Source organism: Arthrobacter phoenicis, assembly GCF_047238215.1.
Classification (GTDB): Bacteria; Actinomycetota; Actinomycetes; order Actinomycetales; family Micrococcaceae; genus Arthrobacter.
Genome location: NZ_JBDFMK010000001.1, coordinates 800,878 through 825,297, shown reverse-complemented (window position 1 = coordinate 825,297; position 24,420 = coordinate 800,878). Strand labels below are relative to the sequence as shown.

At 62.7% G+C, this 24,420-nt stretch carries 14 protein-coding genes; 7 read left to right on the top strand and 7 right to left on the bottom strand.

All coding sequences use genetic code 11. The features are described 5' to 3' along the window. Positions 1-106 precede the first annotated feature (106 nt). Positions 107-3,241 carry a DEAD/DEAH box helicase gene (locus ABC337_RS03635; RefSeq protein ID WP_412883226.1) on the top strand — a complete coding sequence of 1,045 codons (3,135 nt, stop codon included), beginning with the start codon at positions 107-109 and terminating at the stop codon, positions 3,239-3,241. A 784-nt stretch (positions 3,242-4,025) separates the two neighbouring features. On the opposite strand, the gene ABC337_RS03630 is transcribed toward ABC337_RS03635, so the two are convergent. The 4 genes from ABC337_RS03630 to ABC337_RS03615 all read right to left on the bottom strand — a co-directional run bounded on the left by ABC337_RS03630 (position 4,026) and on the right by ABC337_RS03615 (position 7,583). Next, positions 4,026-4,601, bottom strand: a complete 576-nt coding sequence (locus tag ABC337_RS03630; protein WP_412882328.1) for a hypothetical protein — start codon at positions 4,599-4,601, stop codon at positions 4,026-4,028. Between the two features lie 303 nt (positions 4,602-4,904). Beyond that, on the bottom strand, positions 4,905-5,702 hold the full coding sequence (locus tag ABC337_RS03625; protein WP_412882329.1) for a hypothetical protein: 798 nt from the start codon (positions 5,700-5,702) through the stop codon (positions 4,905-4,907). Next, complete coding sequence (locus tag ABC337_RS03620; protein ID WP_412882330.1) at positions 5,702-6,424, bottom strand: hypothetical protein; 723 nt, start codon at positions 6,422-6,424, stop codon at positions 5,702-5,704. Before ABC337_RS03620 ends, ABC337_RS03625 begins: the two co-directional genes overlap by 1 nt. Before the next feature lie 205 nt (positions 6,425-6,629). Beyond that, positions 6,630-7,583: a GIY-YIG nuclease family protein gene (locus tag ABC337_RS03615; RefSeq protein WP_412882331.1), complete on the bottom strand. Its 954-nt coding sequence runs from the start codon at positions 7,581-7,583 to the stop codon at positions 6,630-6,632. A gap of 312 nt (positions 7,584-7,895) precedes the next feature. Between ABC337_RS03615 and drmD the strand changes: the two genes are divergently transcribed. The 6 genes from drmD to ABC337_RS03585 are packed head-to-tail and all read left to right on the top strand — an operon-like array spanning position 7,896 to position 22,175. Beyond that, positions 7,896-11,042: a DISARM system SNF2-like helicase DrmD gene (gene drmD / locus ABC337_RS03610; protein ID WP_412882332.1), complete on the top strand. Its 3,147-nt coding sequence runs from the start codon at positions 7,896-7,898 to the stop codon at positions 11,040-11,042. Beyond that, positions 11,042-15,124, top strand: a complete 4,083-nt coding sequence (locus tag ABC337_RS03605) for an Eco57I restriction-modification methylase domain-containing protein (RefSeq protein ID WP_412882333.1) — start codon at positions 11,042-11,044, stop codon at positions 15,122-15,124. The genes drmD and ABC337_RS03605 overlap by 1 nt, the downstream gene beginning before the upstream one ends. Beyond that, entirely contained in the window at positions 15,121-18,837 is a 3,717-nt protein-coding gene (drmA, locus tag ABC337_RS03600) for a DISARM system helicase DrmA (protein ID WP_412882334.1), read from the top strand. The genes ABC337_RS03605 and drmA overlap by 4 nt, the downstream gene beginning before the upstream one ends. Continuing rightward, positions 18,837-20,915, top strand: a complete 2,079-nt coding sequence (drmB, locus tag ABC337_RS03595; RefSeq protein WP_412882335.1) for a DrmB family protein — start codon at positions 18,837-18,839, stop codon at positions 20,913-20,915. Before drmA ends, drmB begins: the two co-directional genes overlap by 1 nt. After that, positions 20,905-21,615 carry a DISARM system phospholipase D-like protein DrmC gene (drmC, locus tag ABC337_RS03590; protein WP_412882336.1) on the top strand — a complete coding sequence of 237 codons (711 nt, stop codon included), beginning with the start codon at positions 20,905-20,907 and terminating at the stop codon, positions 21,613-21,615. Before drmB ends, drmC begins: the two co-directional genes overlap by 11 nt. Before the next feature lie 29 nt (positions 21,616-21,644). After that, positions 21,645-22,175 (top strand): hypothetical protein, encoded by a 531-nt coding sequence (locus ABC337_RS03585; protein WP_412882337.1) that lies wholly within the window; start codon positions 21,645-21,647, stop codon positions 22,173-22,175. Positions 22,176-22,247: 72 nt separating this feature from the next. Here the strand turns inward: ABC337_RS03585 and ABC337_RS03580 are convergent, their stop codons facing one another. The 3 genes from ABC337_RS03580 to ABC337_RS03570 all read right to left on the bottom strand — a co-directional run bounded on the left by ABC337_RS03580 (position 22,248) and on the right by ABC337_RS03570 (position 24,366). Continuing rightward, entirely contained in the window at positions 22,248-22,898 is a 651-nt protein-coding gene (locus ABC337_RS03580; RefSeq protein ID WP_412882338.1) for a helicase associated domain-containing protein, read from the bottom strand. Positions 22,899-23,316: 418 nt separating this feature from the next. Beyond that, positions 23,317-23,565: a hypothetical protein gene (locus ABC337_RS03575; RefSeq protein WP_412882339.1), complete on the bottom strand. Its 249-nt coding sequence runs from the start codon at positions 23,563-23,565 to the stop codon at positions 23,317-23,319. 498 nt (positions 23,566-24,063) lie between these two features. Next, positions 24,064-24,366, bottom strand: coding sequence for a hypothetical protein (locus ABC337_RS03570; RefSeq protein WP_412882340.1), 303 nt, complete (start codon positions 24,364-24,366; stop codon positions 24,064-24,066). Between the last annotated feature and the right edge of the window lie 54 nt (positions 24,367-24,420).

Sequence of the window (24,420 nt, the reverse complement as noted above, 5' to 3'; positions counted from 1 at the left end):
CCTACCGGATACCCTTGCGGTGCCGGAAATAAGTACGGCTTGGATCAAGGTGGTATTTGTCGTTCTTGCCCAATACCCTGGCGCAGTGACTAACTTCGTGGGGGAAATGGCAGCGGTGGAGCTACCCGAGGGCTTGTACGAACTACTCAAAACGGATGCACTAGGCGGTTTGCTAGGACAGGAGCAGGAACTCCATCCGGTCTTCGTGGACATAAACGACGAAGACTCTACGGACATCCTCTCCCGCCACGTAGCAGGCGCAGTTCGGCGCGCCCTGGCCGCGGCCAAGCCAACCGACCGAGTAGCTCTCGCGAACAAGCTCCTCCAGGAACTGAGCACCGGAGACCGCATCGCCCCCGGTCCTACGCAGCTCCAGTCCCTTCACCGCCCGAACACCCTCAAGCGCCGCAATCTTCGCCGCCCCACCACCAAGCTGAGCGACTCCGCCCTCCTGACCAACAGCAAGGACGATCCCAACCTCGCCGCGGAACTGAGGACCGAGATAGAGTCTGCCAACACAGTGGACCTGCTCTGCGCCTTCGTTCGCTGGACCGGGCTGAGGCTTCTCGAGCCGGCCCTCGCACAGCTCAAGGAACGCGGCGCCAAGCTCCGGGTCATCACCACCACCTACATGGGTGCCACGGAACGCCGCGCGATCGACGAGCTCGTCAAGCGCTACGGCGCCGAAGTGAAGATCAACTACGAAACCCACGCCACCCGGCTGCACGCCAAGGCCTGGCTGTTCCGCCGCGACACCGGATTCGACACCGCCTACGTCGGCAGCTCCAACCTCAGCCAGGCCGCGCTTCTGGACGGCCTGGAATGGAACGTGCGGCTCAGCTCCGTCGGCACGCCCACCCTGCTGCAAAAGTTCGAGGTCACCTTCGACAGCTACTGGGAGCAGCGCGCCTTCCAAAGCTACGACCCGGAACGTGACGGTGAAAAGCTGGACGCCGCGCTGGAACGCAACGGCGGCCGGCGGACGGCCATCCCGGGGGCAGCCACCGGCCTTGAGCTCCAGCCGTTCCTCCACCAGGAGGAGATGCTTGAAGACCTGGAAGCCGAGCGGCTCAAGGGCTTCAACCACAACCTGCTGGTCGCTGCCACTGGCACCGGCAAGACGGTCATCGCCGCCCTGGACTACAGGCGTCTCTGCGAAGCGGCGGGCAAAGACCTGAAGCTGCTCTTCGTCGCCCACCGTCAGGAAATCCTGAAACAGGCCATGCGCACCTACCGTGACGTCATGCAGGACGGCGCATTCGGCGAGCTCTACGTCGGGGAACACAAACCACAGCAGTGGAAGCACATCTTCGCCTCCGTCCAGTCGCTGTCCTCCCTCGGCATCGACAAGCTGGAACCGGACTTCTTCGACGTCGTGGTCATCGACGAGTTCCACCACGCCATGGCGCCCACCTACCGCAGGCTGCTGGACTACCTGCAGCCGCAGCAGCTCCTCGGGCTGACCGCGACGCCGGAGCGCGGCGACGGCGTCGACGTCGCCCAGCAGTTCTTCGGCGGTCGCACCGCCAGCGAACTGCGCCTCTGGGACGCCCTGGACGCCGATCTGCTGGTGCCGTTCCACTACTTCGGCGTCTCCGACGACGTCGACCTCAGCCAGTTGGAATGGAAGCGCGGCAACTACGACACCGCACAGCTGAACAACCTTTACACCGGCAACGACGCCCGCGCCGCCAAGGTGATCCGCGAACTCCGCGACAAGGTCACCAGCACCGAGCAGATGCGGGCCATCGGCTTCTGCGTCTCGGTCCAGCACGCCCACTACATGGCCGAAGTCTTCAACCGCGCCGGGATCGCCTCCGTCGCCGTCGACGGCAGCACCGACGACACCGACCGGGCGGCGGCGCTGAGACGGCTCGCCGCACGCGAGATCAACTGCATCTTCGCCGTCGACCTCTTCAACGAAGGCCTGGACTTGCCGCAGGTGGACACCATCCTGATGCTCCGGCCCACCCAGAGCGCCACGATCTTCCTCCAGCAGCTGGGACGCGGGCTGCGCCGCGCCGAGGGCAAAGCGGTGCTGACCGTTCTGGACTTCATCGGCCAGCAGCACCGGGAGTTCCGCTTCGACCTGCGCTACCGGGCGCTCACCGGCTACGGGCGCAAGGAACTCGAAAAGGCTGTCGAGGACGATTTCCCCTACCTGCCGTCGGGTTCGCAGATCGTGCTGGACCGGGTGGCGCAGAAGGTTGTGCTGAACAACATCAAGGCGCAGCTGCGGTTCAACCGCGCGCAACTGGTCCGGGACATCGCCTCGTACGCGGAGAAGGAACTCGAGGCCTACCTGCAGCGGTCCGGGAACGACGTGAAGGCGATCTACCGGTCCACCAAGGATTCGTGGACCGGCTACCTTCGCCAGGCCGGCCTCATCGAAGGGTTCTCGCCGCTGGAAACGGTCCTCCGCGGCAAGATCGACGACCTCTCCGACGCTGACGAGAAGAAGCTGCTCGGCCGGATGGCCGCGCTGATCCACGTGGACGATTCGGAACGCGCCGAGGCGTATTCGATGCTCGTCGGCGCCGACGCGCTCCGCTACGCGGAGCTCGGCATGCGGGAACAGACGTTCGCGCGCATGCTGTTCTACACGCTGTGGGACGACGGCGGCGGGTTCCCGTCGTACGACGCCGGCCTGGACTACCTGCGCGGCTACCAGTTCGTCTGCAGCGAGATCCGCCAGGTCGTGAAGCTCGGCGTGGCCGCGTCCAAGCACGCCGCCAAAAACCTCGGCGCAGGCCTGCAGCATGTCCCGCTGCTCTCACACGCTACCTACCGACGAGAGGAGGTCCTGGCGGCGCTCCAGTACGGGTCGCTGGAGCTCGGTAAGAACGTGCAGCACCGCGAGGGCGTCGCCTGGTGCCCGGCGACGTCCACGGACGCCTTCTTCGTCACGCTCAACAAGGACGGTAAGAAGCACTCGGCCACGACGATGTACAAGGACTACGCCATCAGTCCGGAGCTGTTCCACTGGGAATCGCAGAACGCGACCTCGCCCGGAAGCCCGACCGGCAAGCGGTACCTGAACCGGGCTGCTCATGGCTCGAAGGTCCTGATCTTCACGCGCGACACGTCTGAGGACGAGACCGGGCTGACCGTTCCATATACCTGCCTGGGCCAGGTGGACTATGTGCAGCACGCCGGCGAGAAACCGATTGCGATCACCTGGAAGTTGCACCGGCCGATGCCGGCGGATGTGTATGCGTCGGCGGCCGCGGTGGCTCAATGACATTTCAGATCTGACGTCGCCCTTGGGTTATTGAGCACGGGCGACACTATCTCCCAATCCAGGGCGGGAGGGCGAGACGGACTCGACGCGTTATTGTTTATGGACACCTGGGTCGCTGGCGCCGCAGTTTGGATGGGCAGACGAGAATTGCGGACGTCCGCGTGATTTTGGGAAGTTTGGACTCGAGCCCTCTCAGACGACATCTCATTCCGCAGGAGCTCTAGGGAAATGGAGTGGAGGCCTGCTCCGGCTCGATGTGCCGTTGTACCTTTGTACCTTTGTACCTTTGTACCTTAAAAGGTAAGCGGATAATCAACATCCATGTCACCGAAACACCGCCAGAGTGGACGAATTACTTGCGATTGTTCAGAGTAGATTTGCGTCGGTAACATTTGAGGGCCACAGATGTCCGCCGCTTTCGTTATGGGCGCTGAGTCCTTGGACCAGCACTGACAGCCGCCCCGACCATGCGGCGAGCCGGCTAGTATTGGCTGTCCTTGGCGATGTCGCAGAGTTGTGGGTCCCCTGATACGAATGAGGGCACGACGGAATCGCCACAACTTTGCCCAAAGCAGCGGTCAGGGGAAAGCAAGCCCGGCCAACCGGACGCTCCTCGGGCTCTCCACCCAGACCGAACGGCGGTACTTATTCGACGGCTTCCACCGCGATCCTCAACGCGTGCCAGCCAGCCTGAAGTGACATGATTAAGCGGCGAGAAATGCGAAGACCTTGCGTGTTGACACGCCGAGGGCCGGGGCTGGATGCCGATGTATATCTGGACGTTTTATGGAAGCACTTCGACCATCACTGCGCTGAATTGGGTGGGAGATTTTGCGGTCTGCGGGTACAGGTCGCAGCCCATGACCCAAAGCGGTTTAATGTGGGTTACTCCGATGCGCTTTTTGCTACTCTTGTTGTCCATTGGCTTGCGAATCTCTTCCCTCACGGCCTTCGCAGTTGCGGGCGCATCCGTTCCAATCCAGTAGAGCAGCACACGCTTCAAGCCGGTCGCAGGCAGCATTCCCTGGCGGAGGCTACGAAGCTTTTCAGAGTCTTCCTTGAGTTTCTGAACCGTGAAGCGGCCAGCTTCCACAAGCATTGTCTGCCCTGACTGCGCTCCCGGCGCGGGTTCCAGCACGAGGTCTACGCGTTTCGGGTTGGTTCCACCGGTACCGAACGGTGCCTCCCACCGGATGCCATATGAGCGGAGTAACGGCGACATCAACATGTATTGGTAGAAGAACTGCACGAGGGTCACTTCGTAGAACTCTTTCTTGGTCACAGAATGGCCCGGGCGTCCATGCGTGAGAACAAAAAGATCGGTCGCGGAGCGCTGCGCCGCAGGCTCGAGGAGTTGCATCAGCGATCTTTCCAGATCGTCAGTCGCAAGTGCCGGCCTGCCGCGTTGGTAATGCTCCAAGAACCGCGCCATCAATATCCCCGTTTCGATTGTTAGTAGGGGCTTACTTCCGCCGCCAAAATGAGAATAGCCGATCGCTGCCCATATGTTTTCCAGTACTTGATTATGGCAGTTTGAGTGGGGACCGGTTTTGCAGTCTGAGTTGGGCCCACTTCGCGGCTCTCCGGTTGAGGAATCGCAGTTTCAGTTGTTCCGCCGACCGTCACCACCTGCCGGCCAATGATCAACAAACGACACGAGGCACTATGGACGTTCGGCAAATTCAACAGGATCGCTAACGACGTCACCGGAGTGCCACCGGATGGCTTGGGCCACGCCGTCAGCCGTCCGGTGGACGGATGCCGCGACGCTCGACGGCAGACCTGACAAGGCTTCTTTTTGCCGCATGACGACCACGCGGATTTCTGCCCAGGTTATCCATGCGACGCAGTCAGGAATCGCGGTTCGCAGGCGTTCATAGTCCTCGGCCGTCATGCCGGCGCGATCGCAAACGGATTTAAGACCTGCTGCAACACCTGCCTCTACCTCATGAACGCCATTGCCAGCCAGCTTGATGGGTGGGGGGCTGGCCAAGATCAGTAAGAGCAAGGGGGCGCGGCCGCCGCTGTGCGCCTGCAGACACAATAGCTCCCGGGGAAGTTGCTCGCGATTAAACGCCGCCCCCTTCTTGAAGCCTTTTGCTTCAACCAAGACCTGAACCGACGGGCCTGTCACCCAAACGTCCGGCTGTACATCTATTCCAAGGGCGGGGAGCGGCAGGGAGCCCGGCAACACGTCAACGTCACTGCGCTCAACCTCGGTGGCCGCAGTCAGCCGAGCGTCATCGGCACCGTGGGCGCAACGCAAGATTTCCCCCAGGAACATGCCACGCGGGAGGTTGGACAGTCCTTGGAAGACCTCCGCAGTGAGAGGGTTTTCCATACCCCGACCGCCATCTCGATAGAGCTTCACCTTGGAGCCCTCCCACGAGATCTCGTGCAGCAGCCGACTGATGACAGAGGGCTTGTGGCCGGCTTCTATTTCGCCACCGTACTGCTCCATCAGCTGTAGGCCGGCCGTGCCCGGCGCCCCGCGTCGTAACCCCGCTGGAATCCGTACACGTCGATGACCTTGGCCAGTGGCAGCGGTCGATCAGAGTAACTGCCACCAAAGCGGAGCGTTGTGTACTGCTCGCTGAGACTTGAGAGCTCTTCGCTATGCCGCGCGTGGAATTCGCCCAAGAGCGTCAGGGAGCGGTCGTTGACTCTCGAGAAAGCAGTCTTCTCTCCACGTTTATCCGCCAACCCCCCGAAGCCGTGGCGAAAGTAGGTGTCGAAGGAGGGCAAGCAACCCCAGACGCCCAGCATCACCTTGCCCACAAGAGTCACACGCGCGACGTTGGGCGGCACGAGTTTCTGCCCGAGATCTGAATAGGCACCAATGATTTTGGCACGGACTGACGGGTCGAGGTAGCTGTCCGCGTCAATCCCGCGCATGGTTCGATTGAGAGTCTCAATCATGCGCACCGCTTCCGCGTAGTGGTGCACGTTAGTCTCGGCGAACAAGTAGGTCGATCCGCGCAACATGCCCCAACTGGCCAGGTAATAGCCCAGTTGAAGGCAGCTCCGTTCAAGATCCTGAGTGGGCTCGGGATGGTCTTGGAAGTAGTTGTAGCAATAATCCCAACTGCGTGACCGGCTCGTTATGCTCGGCTGCTCCGGCTGGGACACATCGAGGAAATCCCGTACAACTTTGGTGATGTTACCTGGCTCCACTATGCGCATTCGATGAGCCTACGACACGTCTGCGACAGGGCCGGGATCCGCCGTTGCCTGGTCTGCCCCGTCTAATGGACTAGCCAAGCGCGGATGACATCAGAAGTGCTCGGGAAGGGGACAGGGAAACGTTCGCACGCCGGTCGATTTCCCGGTTCAGCAGGCTCTGGAGTGGGCTAACTTACGCAGTAGCCAGACTGGCACGACGTGTCGATCAGTTTCGGTTGAGGCCAAATTTCCGTGTCATCAGAGCCGACTTGTAGTGGGACTCGGCCGAGTTCACCTCTGAGGACGGCGTACTCGGACCGAACACGCGGAGGAGACTGAAAACGAAGTGCCGGGCGTGGTCTGTCTTCGTCCTTGTGCCTTCCCCGGCTGCGCTGGCGAGGGCAAGCTCGCGGAGAGCGACGTTCCCGCCGTGACCGTCACGCGCGTAGGCCGTCCACCGCCCAAGGATGCGTTCGACACCGTCGGCCTTGCCGACGTACTGCTTCCCATTAGTGGAATCTGTAATGAGATAGATCCCCTGAACCTCTGACAAGGCAGCACGCCAGTCGGTGTAGCGGGGATCTTCCACCATGTCGCGTAGTTGGTGGTAGCTGAGCAGCACGCCATCAAACCCAGGGAACTGGACCTTGTCCCGGTCGGCAATCTCCACCACAGGCATGCGCGCGGCGCTGGCAGAGGCGGCGCTTCGGTGCCAGCTGCGGGGGGTGTCCCATTCGACCACGAGCCGGTCGTTGAGGGGCGCAAGAAAGCCTGACGGGCGCAGGTCGAAGAACCGGCACGACTCGGTGCGATCTGCGGTCACTTCCCCATGGTTCTCGAAGGTACCCCACAGGCGGGAGCGGCGCTGGCCGTCGGCGACGAGGATCACCCAGTATCGGGGAGGGTCCGAGGGGAAGCGACGAGGCGAGATATCCTGCTCTCTGGTGTAGGCGAGGACCCGCTCGTCGGTCAGATCCTCCGGCCCACGCAGGGCGCCAGGGTCGGCCGGCTTGAAGGTATGGCGGATGACGTGTACGTGCTCCGGCCGGACCGTTGGGGCATAGTCCGCGCCCATGCCCGTGAGCACATGACCGAGGGTGAGGGTTGCATGGGAAGCCGGTATGGCCGAGACATCCGTCTCGGCAGCCCCGCCGAGGGCAAGGGATTGCAGATCAGACACGGAAATACCATATGCCACCGGCTCGGGCGTTCTGCGGAGACATGACTGCCTATGTTCACTGGAGGGCTAAGCGCGCCGTGGCATGGCGATCAAAATAGCCTTGGGGGAGCGTCCTACTGAGCGTGTTCCAGTTCCCTAAAGTGCCGAAAATGTGTGTCAGTTCAGAAGCCGTTTGCACCCTCGGAAGGCGGAGTTGCTCCCAAGTTACGAAGATCCCCATAAGACAATGATTAGATGGGTCCACCCCCGGGCGTCACCGTTGCATCGTGCTGGGGTTCCTATGGGGTGAAGCAACGGAGCTAGGAGCCACACGTGTCAACATCAGCTGTTGCCGCGCCGCCGTTGCCGGAGCCCGGCCAGGTTGTCGAAGTCCGCGGGTCAACCTGGGCCGTGGCCAACGTTCAGGCGCAGGGACTGCCCCGCAGCCCGGCGGACGAATCAGCGGCGCAGCTTACACACGTGGTCGATCTACAGTCCCTTGACGAGGACCGTCTCGGGGAGCAGCTGTCAGTGGTGTGGGAGCTGGAAGTAGGCCACACAGTCACCCCGGCTCAGGGTCTGCCGGAGACGATCTACGCCGAGCAGTTCGATGATCCAACCACCCTTGCCGGCTTTGTCGACGCAATGCGGTGGGGAGCCGTCACCAGCGCCGACCCCAACCGCTACCAGGCTCCGTTTTGGTCGGGCGCTAATGTTGAGGCCTACCAGCTCGAACCTCTGCGCCGTGCCCTCGGCGCGCCGCGCACCAACCTGCTGCTGGCCGACGATGTCGGCCTGGGAAAGACCATCGAGGCGGGCCTGGTGATTCAGGAACTGCTGTTGCGGCACCGTGCCCGCACCGCTGTGATCGTGTGTCCTCCGAGCCTGTCACTAAAATGGCAGGACGAGATGCGGGACAAGTTCGGGCTGGACTTCATCATCGTCAACTCCGAGCTAATGGCAGAAGTACGCCGCACCCACGGACTGCACGCCAACCCGTTCCTGATGTTCCCCCGTGTCATCGTGAGCATGGCCTGGCTGCCCCAAGTCCGCTCCCAGCGGCTGCTGCGCGACGTGTATGCGCAAGTAAAAAGCCCAAAGACGGCGAAACGCTTCGCATTCGACATCCTCGTTGTCGACGAGGCCCACCACGTCGCCCCGTCCAGTCCCCCCGCAATCGCCGGAGGCCGCGGGTACGCCGTGGACACCCAGCGCACCGTCGCGGTGAGGGATCTCGCGGAACGCTGCGAACACCGGCTCTTCCTCTCCGCGACCCCGCACAACGGACACCCGGAATCCTTTACCGCACTGATGGAAATGATCGACTCCCGGCGCTTCTCCCGCGGCGCGCTCCTGGATTCCAAAGCACTCAAGGATGTAACCGTCCGCCGCCTCAAGAGCGACCTGACCGGCAAGGACTTTAAAAAGCGCAAGGTCAGCGCCCTGCCCTACACCCCGCGCGACGACGAGCAGGAGATGTTCCAGCTCCTGGATCAGATTGTCGTCAAAAGTGCCAAGGCCAACGGCACCAAACCCAGCGGCGACATCGTCACCATGCTGCTGAAGAAGAGGTTCCTGTCCAGCCCGTTCGCTTTCGGACAGACCCTCTCGCACTACCTCAGCGCCAAGGCCGGCCGCGGTCTGGCAGACGATGACTACGATGACGTCTTCGGCGAGGGACAGTCGGATGAGGAAGAGGGCCTGTGGGAGCAGGACGAGGCCGAACGGCTACGTGAATCGAAGGGCTCCGATCCGCTGGTCGCGGCGGAGCCGGAGCAGCTCCAAGCTCTTACGGAATGGGGCCTGAGCTACGAATCCCGGGCAGACTCCCGACTCGATGAACTGTTGAAGTACCTCGAATCGGTGTGCCGTCCGGACGGCAAAGACTTTTCGACAGATCGAGTGGTTGTATTCACCGAGTACGCCCACACTGTCGACTGGCTCACCCGGGTGCTGACCCAGCGCGGATACGGGGACAGGCTCGCCGTAATCCAGGGCTCCACCCCGCCCGAGGACCGCGAGTACATCCGCTCACAGTTCACCGAGGACCCGGAGAAAGAACCGGTACGGGTTCTGCTCGCCACGGATGCTGCTGGCGAGGGTATCGATCTCCAGACGCACTGCCACCGGCTGGTGAATTTCGACATCCCGTTCAACCCGTCCCGTCTGGAGCAGCGCATCGGTCGAATCGACCGGTACGGCCAGAAACAGGAACCGCTGGTCTTCCACTTCGCCCCCGCCAGTGACTCCTCCGTCTACGCCGCAGACGCCTCCTTCATGGCCCGCGTCGCGAGGAAGGTCGCAAATGTCGAACAGGATCTCGGCTCGGTAAACCAGGTCATCGGCGACGAGATCCAGCGCCACTTTGGCAAGCGGACACCTGCGCGGTCCAAGGCGAAAGGCGTCGACACAAACGACGTCATCAACACAGCCCTGGCCGGCGGCATGGAACTCAACGCCAGGCTGACACAGCTTGAACAGGGGTACGAGGCCTCGCGCAGTGAGATGCATCTGGATCCGGCCAACCTGCGCCGAGTGGTTGATACCGCCTTGCGGATCAACCACCAGCAACCGCTCACCGCGAACCACGACTTCGAGGAGTTCACCGACGCCGAAGTGTTCGATGTGCCCAGTCTTTCGGCGGGATGGAGCGCGGCCCTCAAAGGTTTGCCGACACGTCTGAAACCTGAAATCATCCGTCCGATCACCTTCGACCCGCAGGCAGCGGACGGGCGTAACGAACTCGTGTACGTGCACCTCGGACACCCCATCGTGCAGAAGGCACAGCGTCTCTTGCGCCGCTCTTTGTGGAGCGTCGACTCGCCGCTCAGTCGCGTCACCGCCGTCGTGGTCGACGATCTGCCCGAATCATTTGTCGCCGCGGTCACCCGCATGGTCTTGGTTGGGCGGGGCGGCATCCGCCTGCACGAGGAAGTGTTCCTGGCCGGCGTCCGGTTGCATGGACGCCGCGCGATGGCAGAGGAAAAAGCCGAAACCGCACTGGACCACGCACTCGACGGCGAGAAAATCGCACCGGCGGACGAGCGCGTCCGCGACCAGCTCTGCGACCTGTGGAATATCCCGGACGCCCCGCTGCGCGTCCGGCTCGAAGAGTCCATGCAGGCCCGCGCCGGCCGACGCCACGAGCTCGTCCTTGAACAGTTGACGCGCCGCCAGGAAGCAGACGTCCAGCGGGCACGGGACATCTTCGCTGCGTTCCGGACCAACCTCCGAGACTCCCTCGCACGTCTGCGCCGAGCCGACGAAGAGGCCGCGGCAATGCTCCTGCCCGATGACCAGCAGCGCCAGCGCAGCCGGGACATCGAAGCGATGGAACGGCGCCTGGACGAACTCGACGACGAGGAAGCCCGTGAGATCGACGCGATCAAAGAGCGGTATGTCGACGTCAAGCCGCACACCACGGCGGCGGCGGTCGTGTTCGCCCTCACCCGTGAAGACGCAGAAGGATGGACCAACTGATGGCCCGACCCAAGAAGGTCACCGGTCCGAAGACCAACGCTACAGACCTGCACCGGGCGTGGCTCCAGCTCGTCGACACAGACGGGCCGTTCCTCGCCATCCCGCCGCTCAAAAGGGTATGGCCGAACGGCATCCCGGACTTCCGCGCCACTCACCCTGACCGCTTCGAAGCCCTGGTCGATGCCCGCAAGGCGTTCGAGTCCGCTTGGGAAGCCCTTGACCGCGACCCCGACAGTGACATCAGGCTGGGCGGCTACCGAACAGAACGCGACAAGTGGGTCGAGACCGTTCTGCGGGACGTCGTCGGCTGGGGTGAATCACTGGAATGGGGCATCGTCTCGGGCGTAGAGGCACAGTCGCCCAACCGGGCGGTCACCGTCACCGCGCAGGGGGCCCTTCTCAGTGTGGAGGATATTGGCGCGCTCGTGCTCGTCGTGGATCCGACGGACTCATTGCGCCAGACACCCAACGACCTGTGGGCCGCAACTCCAATCGACCGCTGCGAGGCGCTCCTGCGCGAAAACAGGGTCGAGATCGGCATCGTCACTGACGGTCGTTGGTGGGGCCTGGTCTGCGCCCGCGAGGGCAGCATGGCAGCTTCCGGCATCGTGGACGCGCTCACCTGGGTCGAAGAGCCCCGGGCACGCGACGCCTTCCTTACTCTGGTCGGGAGACAGCACATCATCGGCGGCGATCCCGCCGAGCGCCTTCCTGTGCTTTTCAACGAATCCATTGCCGCAGCCGAGGAGATCACTGAAGCGCTCGGCGCGCAGGTGCGCCGGGCCGTCGAACTGCTCATACAGTCGTTCTCAGAGTCTGCTGCCGAGACAGAACGCCGTGGCTTGCCCTACCCGCTTCCCGACCGTTCCCACGACATCTACGAGGCTGCCGTCACCTTAATGATGCGGGCGGTGTTCCTGTTGTTCGCCGAAGAGCGCGGCCTGCTGCCGTCTGGGGAGCTGTTTGAACAGGGCTATGGCATCGCCGGCGAACTTGAGCGACTCACTGGCCGGCGGAACGACGATAGCGAGGAAGCTCTCGACGCCACGTCGCTGACCTGGCACCGGCTGCTTGCGACCAGCCAGGCCCTCTACAAGGGTGCATCATTCGAGAACCTGCGCATGCCTGCCTACGGCGGATCGCTGTTCGATCCGGCACGGTTCCCCTTCCTCACGGGTACAGATGAACAGGGCGCTCTGGCCGTCACGGTCTCCGACCGGGTAATGCTCCACGTGCTGCGCTCCATTCAGGTGGCGTACGTGAAAGGGGAAAGTCGGCAGATTTCGTTCCGCGACATCGACGTCGAGCAGATCGGCTACATCTATGAAGGCCTGCTCGGCTATACCGCGACACGTGTCAGTGAGCCCACCCTCGGCATCATAGGAACCACTGGAGCGGAGCCCGAGGTCCCGCTGACCATACTTGAAGAACTGGCGACTACCCACGCCGACCCGAAGAAGCTCGCCGCGGCGGTCCGCGAATGGGTTGAGGAAGACCAGCCCTCGGCTAGCCCGTCGTCAGCGGCGACCATCGCCAAAGCCATCACCGCTGAGGCCGACCCCAGTGCAATCAGTGCCCTCGCCCAGGCCGTCGGCGACGACAACACGCTGCGCGACCGCATCAGGCCATGGCTTGGGCTCATCCGACCGGACCTGCGTGGACACCCGTTTGTAGTCGTGGCCGGTGGTCTGGTCGTGAAAGAGACCCCTTCCCGAAAGAACGCCGGCGCCCACTACACGCCCAAGTCCTTGGCTGAAGAGATCGTTCTCCATGCTCTCCAGCCGCTGTGCTACTCCCCCGGCCCACATCAGAACGCTGACGGCGAGCAGTGGAAGCTGAAGTCTTCCGACGAGCTTCTCGGCCTCAAGGTCGCCGATATCGCCTGCGGGTCTGGCGCGTTCCTCGTGGCTGCTGCCCGGTACCTCGCCGACCGCGTGGTGGAGGCATGGACTGAAGAAGACCCCGCCAACTCCCACCGCAAGGACCTGTATGGGCGTGCCATCCGCCAGGTCGTTGCTAACTGCCTGTACGGGGCAGACATCAACGACATGGCTGTCGAGATGTGCAAGCTCTCCCTCTGGCTCGTATCCCTCGATCGCGACCTTCCATTTTCCTTCGTCGACGACAAGGTCTTCCTCGGCAACTCCCTGCTCGGGCTCACCAGCCTCGACCAGCTCCGCAAACTCCACATCGACCCGACGCGCGTTTCCTCCAGCCAGATGTTCGACATCTTCGACGTCGACATCGACACAATTGTCCGTAAGGCAGTTGCACTGCGCGAACGTCTCTCCACCGAGATAGACGAAGACGATCCCGCCCGCAGCAGCGTTGCAAAGCATCGGCAATTGCGGGAGCTCCGCGAGATCACAGCGTCGCTACGCACGATAGCCGACGGTGTGATCGCCGCTGGTCTCCCGCTAGGTGGAAAGCCCGGCAAGGCACTCGATGAGGCCTACGGGAACCTGCGCGAAGCTGTAAAGCGGGCACACCCGGGCCCGCGTGACGGAGAGCCGGAGAGTAATTGGCTCGCCACCATCATTGACCGCGGCCTCAGGCCGATGGTGCAGACCGATTACGAGCGCTGGCAACCGCTGCACTGGGTGCTTGAAGCGCCTGACGTCATGGTCGATCACGGCGGCTTCGACGCGATCATCGGAAATCCCCCATTTTTGGGCGGGCAGAAGCTCTCCGGTGCGATGGGGACAAACATTCGAGATTGGCTTGTTGAAGTTCTGGCACGCGGCGTTAAGGGGAGCTCAGACCTTGTAGCGTACTTCTTCCTCCGCGCCCTTGCTGCACTCAACACCCGGGGAGTGCTTGGTCTCATAGCGACTAACTCGATTGCGCAGGGTGCATCTCGGGAGGTCGGACTCGACCAAATGGTTGCCGATGGTTTCACTATTACTCAGTCAATCCAAAGCCAGATTTGGCCTGCTGCGAGTGCAAGCTTGCAGTATGCCGCGGTGTGGGGAACCGTGTCATTCGTCCCAGACACACTTCCCCGAGTTAGTGATGGTCGGCGGGTCAAGCGAATCTCTTCACTTCTCGAACCGAGCGGTCGTGTGGACGGCAATCCAGCAGCACTAAGAGAAAACCAGGGCGTTGCATTCCAAGGCTGCACAGTACTGGGTAAAGGATTCGTGCTTGACCCTGCTCAAGCGTCTGACTGGATAGCCCGATCCGCAAAGAATGCCGAGGTGCTACATCCCTACCTTAATGGAGAGGACGTCAACTCACGCCCCGACTGCTCAGCGTCACGTTGGGCCATCGATTTTGACCATGCTCCCTTGGAAACGGCGGAGACCTATGCGTTGCCGATGCACCGCGTACGCGAGGAAGTCCTGCCCGAGCGCTTAAAGAACAACCGGAAAGTTTATAGAGACTACTGGTGGCAATACGGCGAGCGTCGACCAGCCATGAGGAAAGCAATCGCAGGACTTGAAGACTTACTGGTCATCGCGCTAACCAGCAAGTCGCTCATGCCCGTGAGGGTCACAACCAACCAAGTATTCAGTAATGCTGTGAACGTGGTGGCTACAGCGTCCTTTAGCGATCAGGCTGTTCTGTCGTCGAGCATTCATCAAGGGTGGGTGGTGAAGTACGGGTCCGGGATGAAGTCTGATCCTCGATATACCCCATCCGACGTGTTCGACACTTTCCCGCGACCACAGCCGACCGAATGGCTCGAACAGGTCGGACGAACGCTTGATGAGGAGCGCCGTGAGGTTATGTTGCGGCGCGAGCTCGGGCTGACGAAGCTCTACAACTTCGTGAACGACCCCTCAGTTTCCGACTCAGTGGATCCTGATGTCGCCAGGTTGCGAGCAATCCACGCAGAGGTGGACGACGCAGTCTTGGACGCCTACGGCTGGTCTGACATAGCACTGGACCATGGCTTCCACACCTATCGCCAGATGGAGCGGTGGACGGTGAGTCCTGTCGCCCGGGTCGAGATCCTTGACCGGTTGCTTGAAGAAAACCACCGCCGGGCGGCTGCTGAGGCCGCTGCGCTTCCGAAGAAGGCGGCGAAAGCCAGAAAAGCGAAGTCAATGTCGGATGGAATGGAGACATTGTTCTCATGAGCGAGACCACGACCACGCGACCACCACAGAAGCCTTACGAGCTCACCCATGAGCTGGATGGCTCCTCGTTCATGGTGCGCGAGAACCTGGCCGACATCCTGGAGCGGGAACTGCTCGGGCCAATCCACGGACCTGAAGAAGTTCTGCCGTTTAGCCCCCGCTCTCAGTACCTGGTGGGGCACATCGCGCCAGTGAAGCTCACAGGCAAGGCACTCAAAGATGGCGAATTCGAAAGCGCCCCGGAGCGCGGGCACATCGTTGAGGCCCGCATGGACGATGACGCTGCGCGCGAGCAGCGCGGCGTTCCGGCATTCGCCGCCGACGAGACGACGGCGGATGCGGAGGACGATGACACGGAGGATCGCACCCCAAAACAAGGGCTGATGATCCCGGCGTCAATGGGCCTGCGGTTCCAGGTGCCGGCAGACCTGACTGCGTTCGCGGTCACCGCATCATGGGGTACATACTCGACGGTCGAGACCGATCAGGTCACCAAAGCCGGCCGCCCGATCCGTCACTACCAGCGCACTCCCGTCGAAGAACCACGCACGATCAAACTCGCCGACCTGACCCCGGGGAAGACTGCGACGATAACGTTGCGGGACTCGATCTGCCTGCGGGTGGACAGGTATGACGATCCGCAGTTTGGCCGGGTTCTGGTGGAGATTGCACTGTGCAATGACCGGGAGACGCCGATGCCGATCCCGGTTAACATGTGGATGTTCCAGACCCAGCTCCGCGTTAACGCCGGCGGGGAGGAGGTGTTTCTCCCGGTGCGGGATGTCCTGGAGCAGGACTGGCCGGAGCATGACGACGAGGTCAAGCGGTTGAACCTCCAGTACCGCAACCGTTTGGAGTTCGCGATCGGTCGCACGTGCTCGGTGGATTGGGTGGCGCGCAATGGTTCACGGCGGGCAGCTGAGGTCTCTACGACGTGGCTTCCTGTCGCTGAGACGCCGCAGACACGCGCACGATCCGTGAAGGACGCGCTGCTGTCGATGGATGCGCTTTCGAAAGTGACCCCAGAGGGGCTGAAGGCTGGGCTGGCCCCCTTGGTTTCCGGCTACGGCGCGTGGCTCGACGAACAAAAAGTCACGGCGACGAATCTTCCCGCACATCTTCAGGAAACCGCCGAGGCTGTCCTGTGGGATGCGTCCCAGGCACGCCAACGGCTTGCCGACGGGCTCGAACACATCGCCAGCGATCCTGAAGCGCTGCGCTGCTTCCAGTTCATGAACCGCGTGATGCGTGATCAGCGCATCGCCTCTCAGGTAGCAGCCCTGCGGGCATCTGATCCAACAGTGACCATCGAGCAAGCACAGGCAGCAGTTGCCGCAAAGGGTCCGGGCGCAGCCTCCTGGCGTCCCTTCCAGCTTGCGTTCATCCTCATGCAGCTTGGCGCACTGACGGACCCGACAGCACAATTCCGCAGCGCCGATCACCTAGCTCGTGTGGAGCTACTGTTCTTCCCCACCGGCGGTGGCAAGACCGAGGCCTATCTCGGCCTTGCCGCCTACACGTTCGCGATCCGCCGCCGCCAAGGGCTACTCCCCTCGACAGACGGCCAGCTCGACGGGCGCGACGGCGTAGCGGTTCTCATGCGGTACACCCTGCGACTGCTGACCGCCCAGCAGTTCCAGCGGGCAACTACCTTGATGTGCGCGGCCGAGCTGGCGCGTCGCGAAAAGGAGGAGATCTGGGGAGCCGAGTCATTCCGCATCGGGCTGTGGGTAGGCACCGACGTGAGCCCGAAACGGTTCGAGGAAGCGGACGAGCAGCTCACCAAGGCCAACGAATATGGTTCCCACCGGCTAACAGTCCTCCAGATTCAGCGGTGCCCATGGTGTGGCACGCCCATTACCGCCGCCCAGGTCAAGACTGATGCGACGATGCGCCGGGTATTCGTTTACTGCGGCGACGACCTCGCCCGCTGCCCCTTCTCCATGGGCGGCCTTGTCGACGAAGGACTGCCGGTACTCACCGTCGATGAGGAGATTTACCGCCTCACCCCCGCCTTTGTAATCGCGACCGTGGACAAGTTCGCCCGGCTTGCCCGCGAGGGCGAGGCCGCCTCACTGTTCGGTTACGTCAGCCGCAGGTGCGGGCGACACGGGTACGTCCATCCGGACTACAGCAACTGCGACATCACGACGACCCACCCGGCGAGCAAGTACGGGCACCCGGCAGCGACCGTGCAGACCGTCAACCGGCTGCGGCCGCCGGACCTGATCATCCAGGACGAGCTGCACCTGATCACCGGGGCCCTCGGCACAGCTGTCGACCTCTTCGAAGCCGCCGTAGAGACCCTGTCCTCATGGGAAACCCCAGCCGGCAAACCGGTGAGACCCCTGATCGTGGCCTCGACAGCGACCGTGCGCAACGCCCAAGATCAGGTGCGGGGACTCTACGGGCGGCAGGTCGAGATATTCCCCCCACAGGTGCTCGACGTCGCCGATACCTACTTCTCCCAGGAAGTGCCGCTCAGCCGGGAGAACCCGGGACGGCGGTACCTTGGTGTCAGTGCCCAGGGCGTGCGCCTCTCCAGCGCGGAAATCCGACTCGCCGAGGTACTCCTACTGGCGAGCCAGCTCCTATTCGACAGGGCGGGGAGCGCTGCGGACCCGTACATGACGCTGGTCGGCTACTTCAATGCCACCCGTGAACTCGCTGGCATGGCCCGGTATATCGCCGACGATGTGGCAAACAGGGTCGGTAACCCGCGCAAGGACTCGGGCTTCCCGAAGCGATACGGCGCAGCGTACGGCAACCTGCACACTGCCGAGCTGACCTCCCGGATCGCCTCGGCCGAGATCGGCAGGACCCTGGACCGGCTCGGGTTGGAGTTCGACCCGAATTTTGACACGACGGCCGCGGTCCAGGGCCGTGTAGCCGCCATCCGGGAAGGCAAGAAGGCTGCCGGCAGGAAAGAGGCGCCGTTCGACGTCGTCCTAGCGACCTCCATGCTCCAAGTCGGCGTGGACGTGCAGCGCCTCGGGCTCATGCTCGTGGTCGGGCAGCCGAAGAACACCGCAGAGTACATCCAGGCATCCTCGCGCGTCGGCCGCGACCCCTCTGACCGGCCCGGTCTCGTAGTCGCCCTCGGGAACTGGGCCCGTCCACGAGACTTGGCTCATTTCGAGCAGTTCCGGAACTACCACAACACGTTCTACGCCCAGGTCGAGGCGCTCTCGGTGACCCCGTATTCGCCAACCTCGCTGGAGCGCGGTATCGACGGGCTGCTGGTCAGTGTTGCCCGGGTGCTCCAGGCTCCCGTCCCTGATGGGCTCTCCCCGGAACGCAGCGCCTGGCGGATCAAGGAGCATCCAGAGGCGCTCGAAGCGCTGGCGGACCGGCTGAAAAAACGCATCGCGGCCGCTGCTCAAAACGAGGACATCGCCAAGAAGGCAAGTGACCTTCTCGTGAACCGCATTGACCGCTGGAATCAGCGTGCGAAGCGGGCCGCGGAGATGAGCAAGACTCTGGTGTACGAACGCACCGGAGAAGGCGACAAGTACCTGCCGTTGATCATCAGCCCCGAGAATGCCAGGGCATCGGTCGGAGGGTCCTCCGAAGCGCCGTTCGTTATTGCCAATTCGATGCGTGAAGTGCAGCCGGAAATTAATGTGCTGGTCAGCCCGCTTTCTGAACGGCTGTTCTCGCGGGCACCCGAGGGAGCCCCGAAGTGGGCCCTGCCGATGGGAGAGGACGATTGATGGCCGAAACCATCTCCACCGATAAAGACAATGCGGAGCGGCTAAACAGCCTCGCCATGTTCCACGATCCCGGGCAGACGCTCGACCCGCTGACTGACGCCGAAGAGGGCAAGGTCAAGAACCGTGCAAAGGTCGGCTCCGCACGCCCCTCCTCGCTGCTCTACACCTATGGCCCAGGCGCGATCATGGACCTCCCAGGGTTTGCTGTCATGCCGGCCGGGCTCGACGACTGGGAACCGATCTGGAAGCGCCGGGAATTCACCCCGACCATCGTCGAACCACGGCTACTGAATGTCGTACGGCTTCACCTCGGGCCTCAGGTTGACTCGCTCCGCCCGTTTCCGTGGCAGCCGAAGAAGGGAGCGATGTCCAAGGAAGGATCCGACCTCGGCGTTCCGGCGCGCGTCTTCCCGCAGTGGTTGCGCTGCACAGGCTGCGACTACCTCGGACCTCTGCCGCGCTTCAGCTACACGAATACCCATCCCTTCCGCCCGGACTTGGCCCAATTCACCCACCAGAGCTGTCCGGGCCGTGGCAGGAAAGCGGCCGGAGCAGCCGGAGGGAAACGCCAGAGCCCGGCCGTTCCGGCCCCGCACCTGCTGACCTGCACCAACGGCCACCTCGACGAGTTTCCCTACACACTATGGGTGCACCGCGGCGGAATATGCCCGAAAGCCGAGGCACCCGACCTGAAGATGCGGGACGCGAACATCGGTCAGAGCATCGGCTCCGTCATCAGCTGCGCCTCTTGCGGCGCATCCCGTGGCATGGCCGAAGCCCAGGGCGCAGCCGGGCGGGACAAACTCCCGCAGAAATGCCGTGGACGACACCCGCACCTGAACGCCTTCGACGCGGAATGCGGCGCCCGTCCCACGCTGATCATGATGGGGGCATCCAACCTCTGGTTCTCCTCCACCCAGTCGGTCATTGTCATGCCCCGCACCGACGCTGAAGAAGCCGAAGCCCTCGCTGACCAATTGCGCGCTGCGGTGGGAATCGAAAAGATCGCCAAGTACGCCTCCGATCTGGACACCCTCAGGGACGTGGCAGACGGAAAGATCGACCTCAAGGATGTGTCTGACCAGAGCCTTGCGGCCGCCGTCGCGGACGTCCTCGCGCCCGTCGATCCCGAGGAGGTCCGCCAGGAGAAGCTCGCCACTTGGGACCCGGTGGAGCTGCTCGTGCCGGAATGGCGGTACCTGCAAAAGCCAGCTCTGTTCCCGCAGCAGCAAAACTCCAGCGGCCTAATGGTCACCGAGATGCAACGAGGGCAGAACCTACACGCGCGCATTGCGCGAGTCGTCGCCGTCAACCGCATGAAAAAGATCAACGCCGTTCTCGGGTTTACCCGGCTCGACGAGATGGACCGGGTGAACGACCTTGCCAGCCGCCTCGTCAAACTAACGCGCAAAGGCAGACCAGCCTGGGTGCCGGCGACCGAAGACCGCGGCGAGGGAATCTTCCTTCAGCTCGACCTGAAAGCCGTGGACGAGTGGGAAAAGAAGATCCTCGACTCCTCGCTATGGGCAGCTCACAGGCAGGCACACCGACTGAACTTCTCCCGCCGCTTCTCGGAGACCGCCGCGTCAGTCGACCCCGACACCCGGCTGCCAGGCCCGCGGTACTGGCTGCTGCACACCTTCGCCCACACGCTCATTCGGGAGATGGCAATGTCCTGCGGCTACGGCGCGGCCAGCCTCACCGAACGCATCTACGGATGGCCTTCGGGGCCGCAGCGCGAGGCGGCAGCCGGACTGCTCATCTGCACTACCGCCTCCGACAGCGAGGGAACTCTCGGCGGGCTCGTCGCACTGTCCGAGCCCGCGCGCTTGGAGGGCCTCGTTATCTCGGCTCTGCGCAGGGCGTCGCGGTGTTCCTCGGACCCTGTTTGTGCGGTGCGCACTCCCAGCGATCCGGAGGACTTCCTCCATGGTGCGGCCTGCCACTGCTGTACGTTCGCTTCGGAGACCTCGTGCGAGAAGTCGAACCGGTTCCTGGATAGGCGCTTTCTCCTGGATCTGCCGACCATCATGGGTCCGGCCGTGCCCGGGTTCTTCGGGAGCGTTGATGCCTTCTGACCCTTTTGGGGCGCTCGGAGAGTTTCTCACCGGTTCCGAAGCCGAAGGCCTGGCCGTACAGCTCGCCACCGGCCAGCACGTCACCAAGGCCCTCGGAGCGGTCAGCGCATCCCGTCGAGAAAAAGCCCGTGGACTCCTTACAGCCGCCGGGCTAGGGCACACGGAGGTTGAGCGGTCGGTTGCTGTCCTACAGGCTGTGGCCGGAGCCAAGGCCGTCCATCGAGATCTCAGACCTGTCTGGACCATGCCCGGCAACGAAGCCAAAATCGGTCACCTCACGGGCGAGTTCCACCGGCTCGTCCGCTCCGCCCGCCAGTCCGTGACCTGCGCAACGTATAACTTCGAGAAGACCTCGAAGATGTGGACAGTGCTCCGGGAAAGCGCCGAACAGCCCGGCGTCACCGTCACCGTCTACGTCGACGGGGACAAGGCCGACGCCGTGAACATCAAAGCCCATCTCGGGCGTGCGACTGTCTATAGATCCGCCGTTCTGCCAACCGGCAAACCCGTGGTCAGTCATGCGAAGTTCGTCGTCATCGACCATGAAATGCTGTTGCTGACCAGCGCCAACTTCTCCTTCAGCGCCGAGAACCGCAACATCGAATTCGGTCTTCTCTTACAAGACTCCGCTCTCGCCCAGTCTGTTGAGTCCACGATCGCCAGCAAGCACGGCACGCTCTACCAACTGGTACAGAAATAGCCCGCACGCCGACCCCATGAAGGAGGAGCATGAACGAGAGTTTGGCCGTCCCGCTCATTGCAGCAGTCCTCGCCGCCGTTGGCGTTCTGACCGCGGCGTTCCTCACTCATAGGTGGACTCTGAGGCGCGAGGACAGGAGCGATCGACGGGCGGTGGAGCGCGAGGCGGCGGCCTCCCTCTGCGAGAGACTGTATAGCCTTCAAAAGCTCGTCGTGCGATCGGAGATCCACCCCGTCCCGTCTCAGGAGATCTTTGAGGCAGTCGCGCTTTGGGAGACCACGTACCGCAGGCATGAGACTTTGCTCCCTAGCTCCTGGCGTCATGTCAGGAGAAGCGTCGCTTCCGCGCTAGGGGAGCACTTCGGTGCGATCGGAACGTCGAATCTCTTCTCCGTTCCCGAGGACTATCCTGTTGCGGCTCACGACACGGTCTGGTGGGACAACGCCTGTGACTATCTGCAATACCTCCACCATCAGCTGTCGCGATGGGGACACAAGCCGATGGACGCCCACAAGATCAAGATTCACGACTTCGATACATGGCTTTCTCAGCGTCGCTGAGATGGAGTCGCGCCCGTAGCGGCGGGTGATGTCTTGAGAGACGACTCCGCCGGCGCGGTGCAGATCTCTCGTTTACCTGCGGGGCGGGCGGCCGCGGGTCCTGCCGGTCTGCCACCCTGGGACGGCGCCGTCCAGGAGCTTGACCTTGTCGGGAGCGAGGTCGCCGCGGCGGTGTTTGTACCGCTGGGTGTGGATCCACACGCCTAGGGTATGTTCCCGCTCAGAATCGCAGTCCTTGTGGCGGGGCCAGTCGTGGCCTTTCTCGCGGTGGGCCGCGAGCTGAGCGAGGCGGCAGTGCCAGCGTTCTTCGTCCTCGGATTCCCTGCGGTTTTTCTGCCACCCTGGCATCTGGGCCAGACCGTCACGGTGGGCCGGGTCGAGGGTCCCCTCGGCTGCTTCGCGGCGTCGGTCCGAGAGCCACCGGGCCATAGACCTTTCTTTCTTGTCCTCGGAGCGGTCCCGGGGGAGCCTGCCTTCGGCCTTGATCCAGGCGATGATCTCTTCCACGCGGGCAAGTTCCGCGGGGGAGGGGCCAGCCTTGGTGCCGTAGGCGGCCAGGTGAGCTGCCTCAAGCTCCGGGTCCCTCCGGCGCGCGATGACCAAGTGATAACCGACTGTGGCGGGCTCGGCGCCAACGAGGTCAGCGATGCGTTTCCGGCTCAGCCCGAGCCGGTACATCAACACCCACTCCGCCTCAGGGGCGCGCCGCAATTTGCTGTCCATGGTGGGTGTCATCTTGCCACGGCGCCGGCTCGGAGCGGTCCACCGTTTGGGGCAATGTTTTGATGTGCACGGGTCGTGACTCTGACGCTGCGCAGGTTGTTCGGCACCACCCCGGTCCGACAGGGACCTCCGGGCCAGTCATCGTCACCCAAGCCAGCACCGCCCTCAGACACTCCCGGTCCAACTATTGCCACTTATACCCAGTTCTAGGGGCTCCTAGGGAAAACCGTAGAACCCCCTAGAACTGGGTATAAGTGCGGGTTGAACGCGGGGGAAACCCCCAGGGCCCAAGTCAGGTGAACATGGCAGTTCTGACTCGGGACCGGTGTGACGGCTGGAACGACAGATGCCACCCCCCGTCTGGACAAAGACCCAGGAACGCGACACTAGATCCGAAGGGCCCCTACTGTTGGGGCTACTACATTGCTGCAGGAATGCCGAAGCGCTTCCCAACGAGTATGCGGACGGCCGCTTCCAGGGGCTGATCTTCCAGCTCCACGCCCTCGCCCCCGTAGCGAATTCCCGTTTCGTCGCCCACCGCTTCGATGTCAAAAAGGTTGAGGACCTCGGCCACGCGCATCTGATACTCGGTGGCGGTCATTTGGCGAGACGCACGAACTGGAATTGTGCTGAGGGTGCGCGCGACTTCTGCATCGGATTCGATCATGGGCGCACTTTTCCATGACGTTCGCCATTGCACAAGGGGCCCCTTCGGATCGCATACGAGAGTATGAGGCGACGTCAGGCATTGGCTGGGTGATGATGACGCTGTAGCCGAGGCTGTGGAGCTGGCGGATGGCGGGGTTGGTGGCCTTCTGTGGGTCGCGAGCGGCTCGGGACCTTCGTCGAGGTCCTGGTATATGACTCAACTTCACACTTGACCCGTCCCGGCCTTCCTGAACTTGACCTGACACGTACGGGTCCAAGCCCACAGGTGGGTACCGTTCAAGCCGTCCTGGTGGGCTCTGATCAGGTTGACACAATCAATCACGGCGAGAATCCCGTCCCTACATGCCTAGGTCATGTCCAGATGCTGATCACGACGTCATCAGTATCGCCCGCTTGGTGAACACGCGGATACTCCTTGGCTGAATTCAATAAAGATGTGTCTGAGCACATGTACCGCCAGCTCCGCGGACAATTGCCGGTAGCAGCTGCTTGACCGTCAGGCGAACGTGTAGGAGAGCTGCTCGTTGTAGATGAATCTGATCTCGTCGGGCGCGTCGAAATCGACGACGCCCGTGACGAAGATGCAGTCTTCACCGCCGTCCATGCTAAACACGTCAGGTATCACGGCTTTGTTTGCGCCCGCAGTGCTTAGGAACCGAAGAAAGTGCTGCTTGCTGTCCAAGGTCAGGCCCAGATCGACTTTTCGACCCGTCCCCTTCTCGCGAAGGCGGGCACTCAGCTGGCCCTGCTCGTTCCTGTACTCTTCGATGTAGCACTTTGTGCTCTTTGTCTGGCTCACGCTCGTGTCCTATCTATGGTCGAGTGTTCGACCTTATCCTGAGCGTTCCGGACA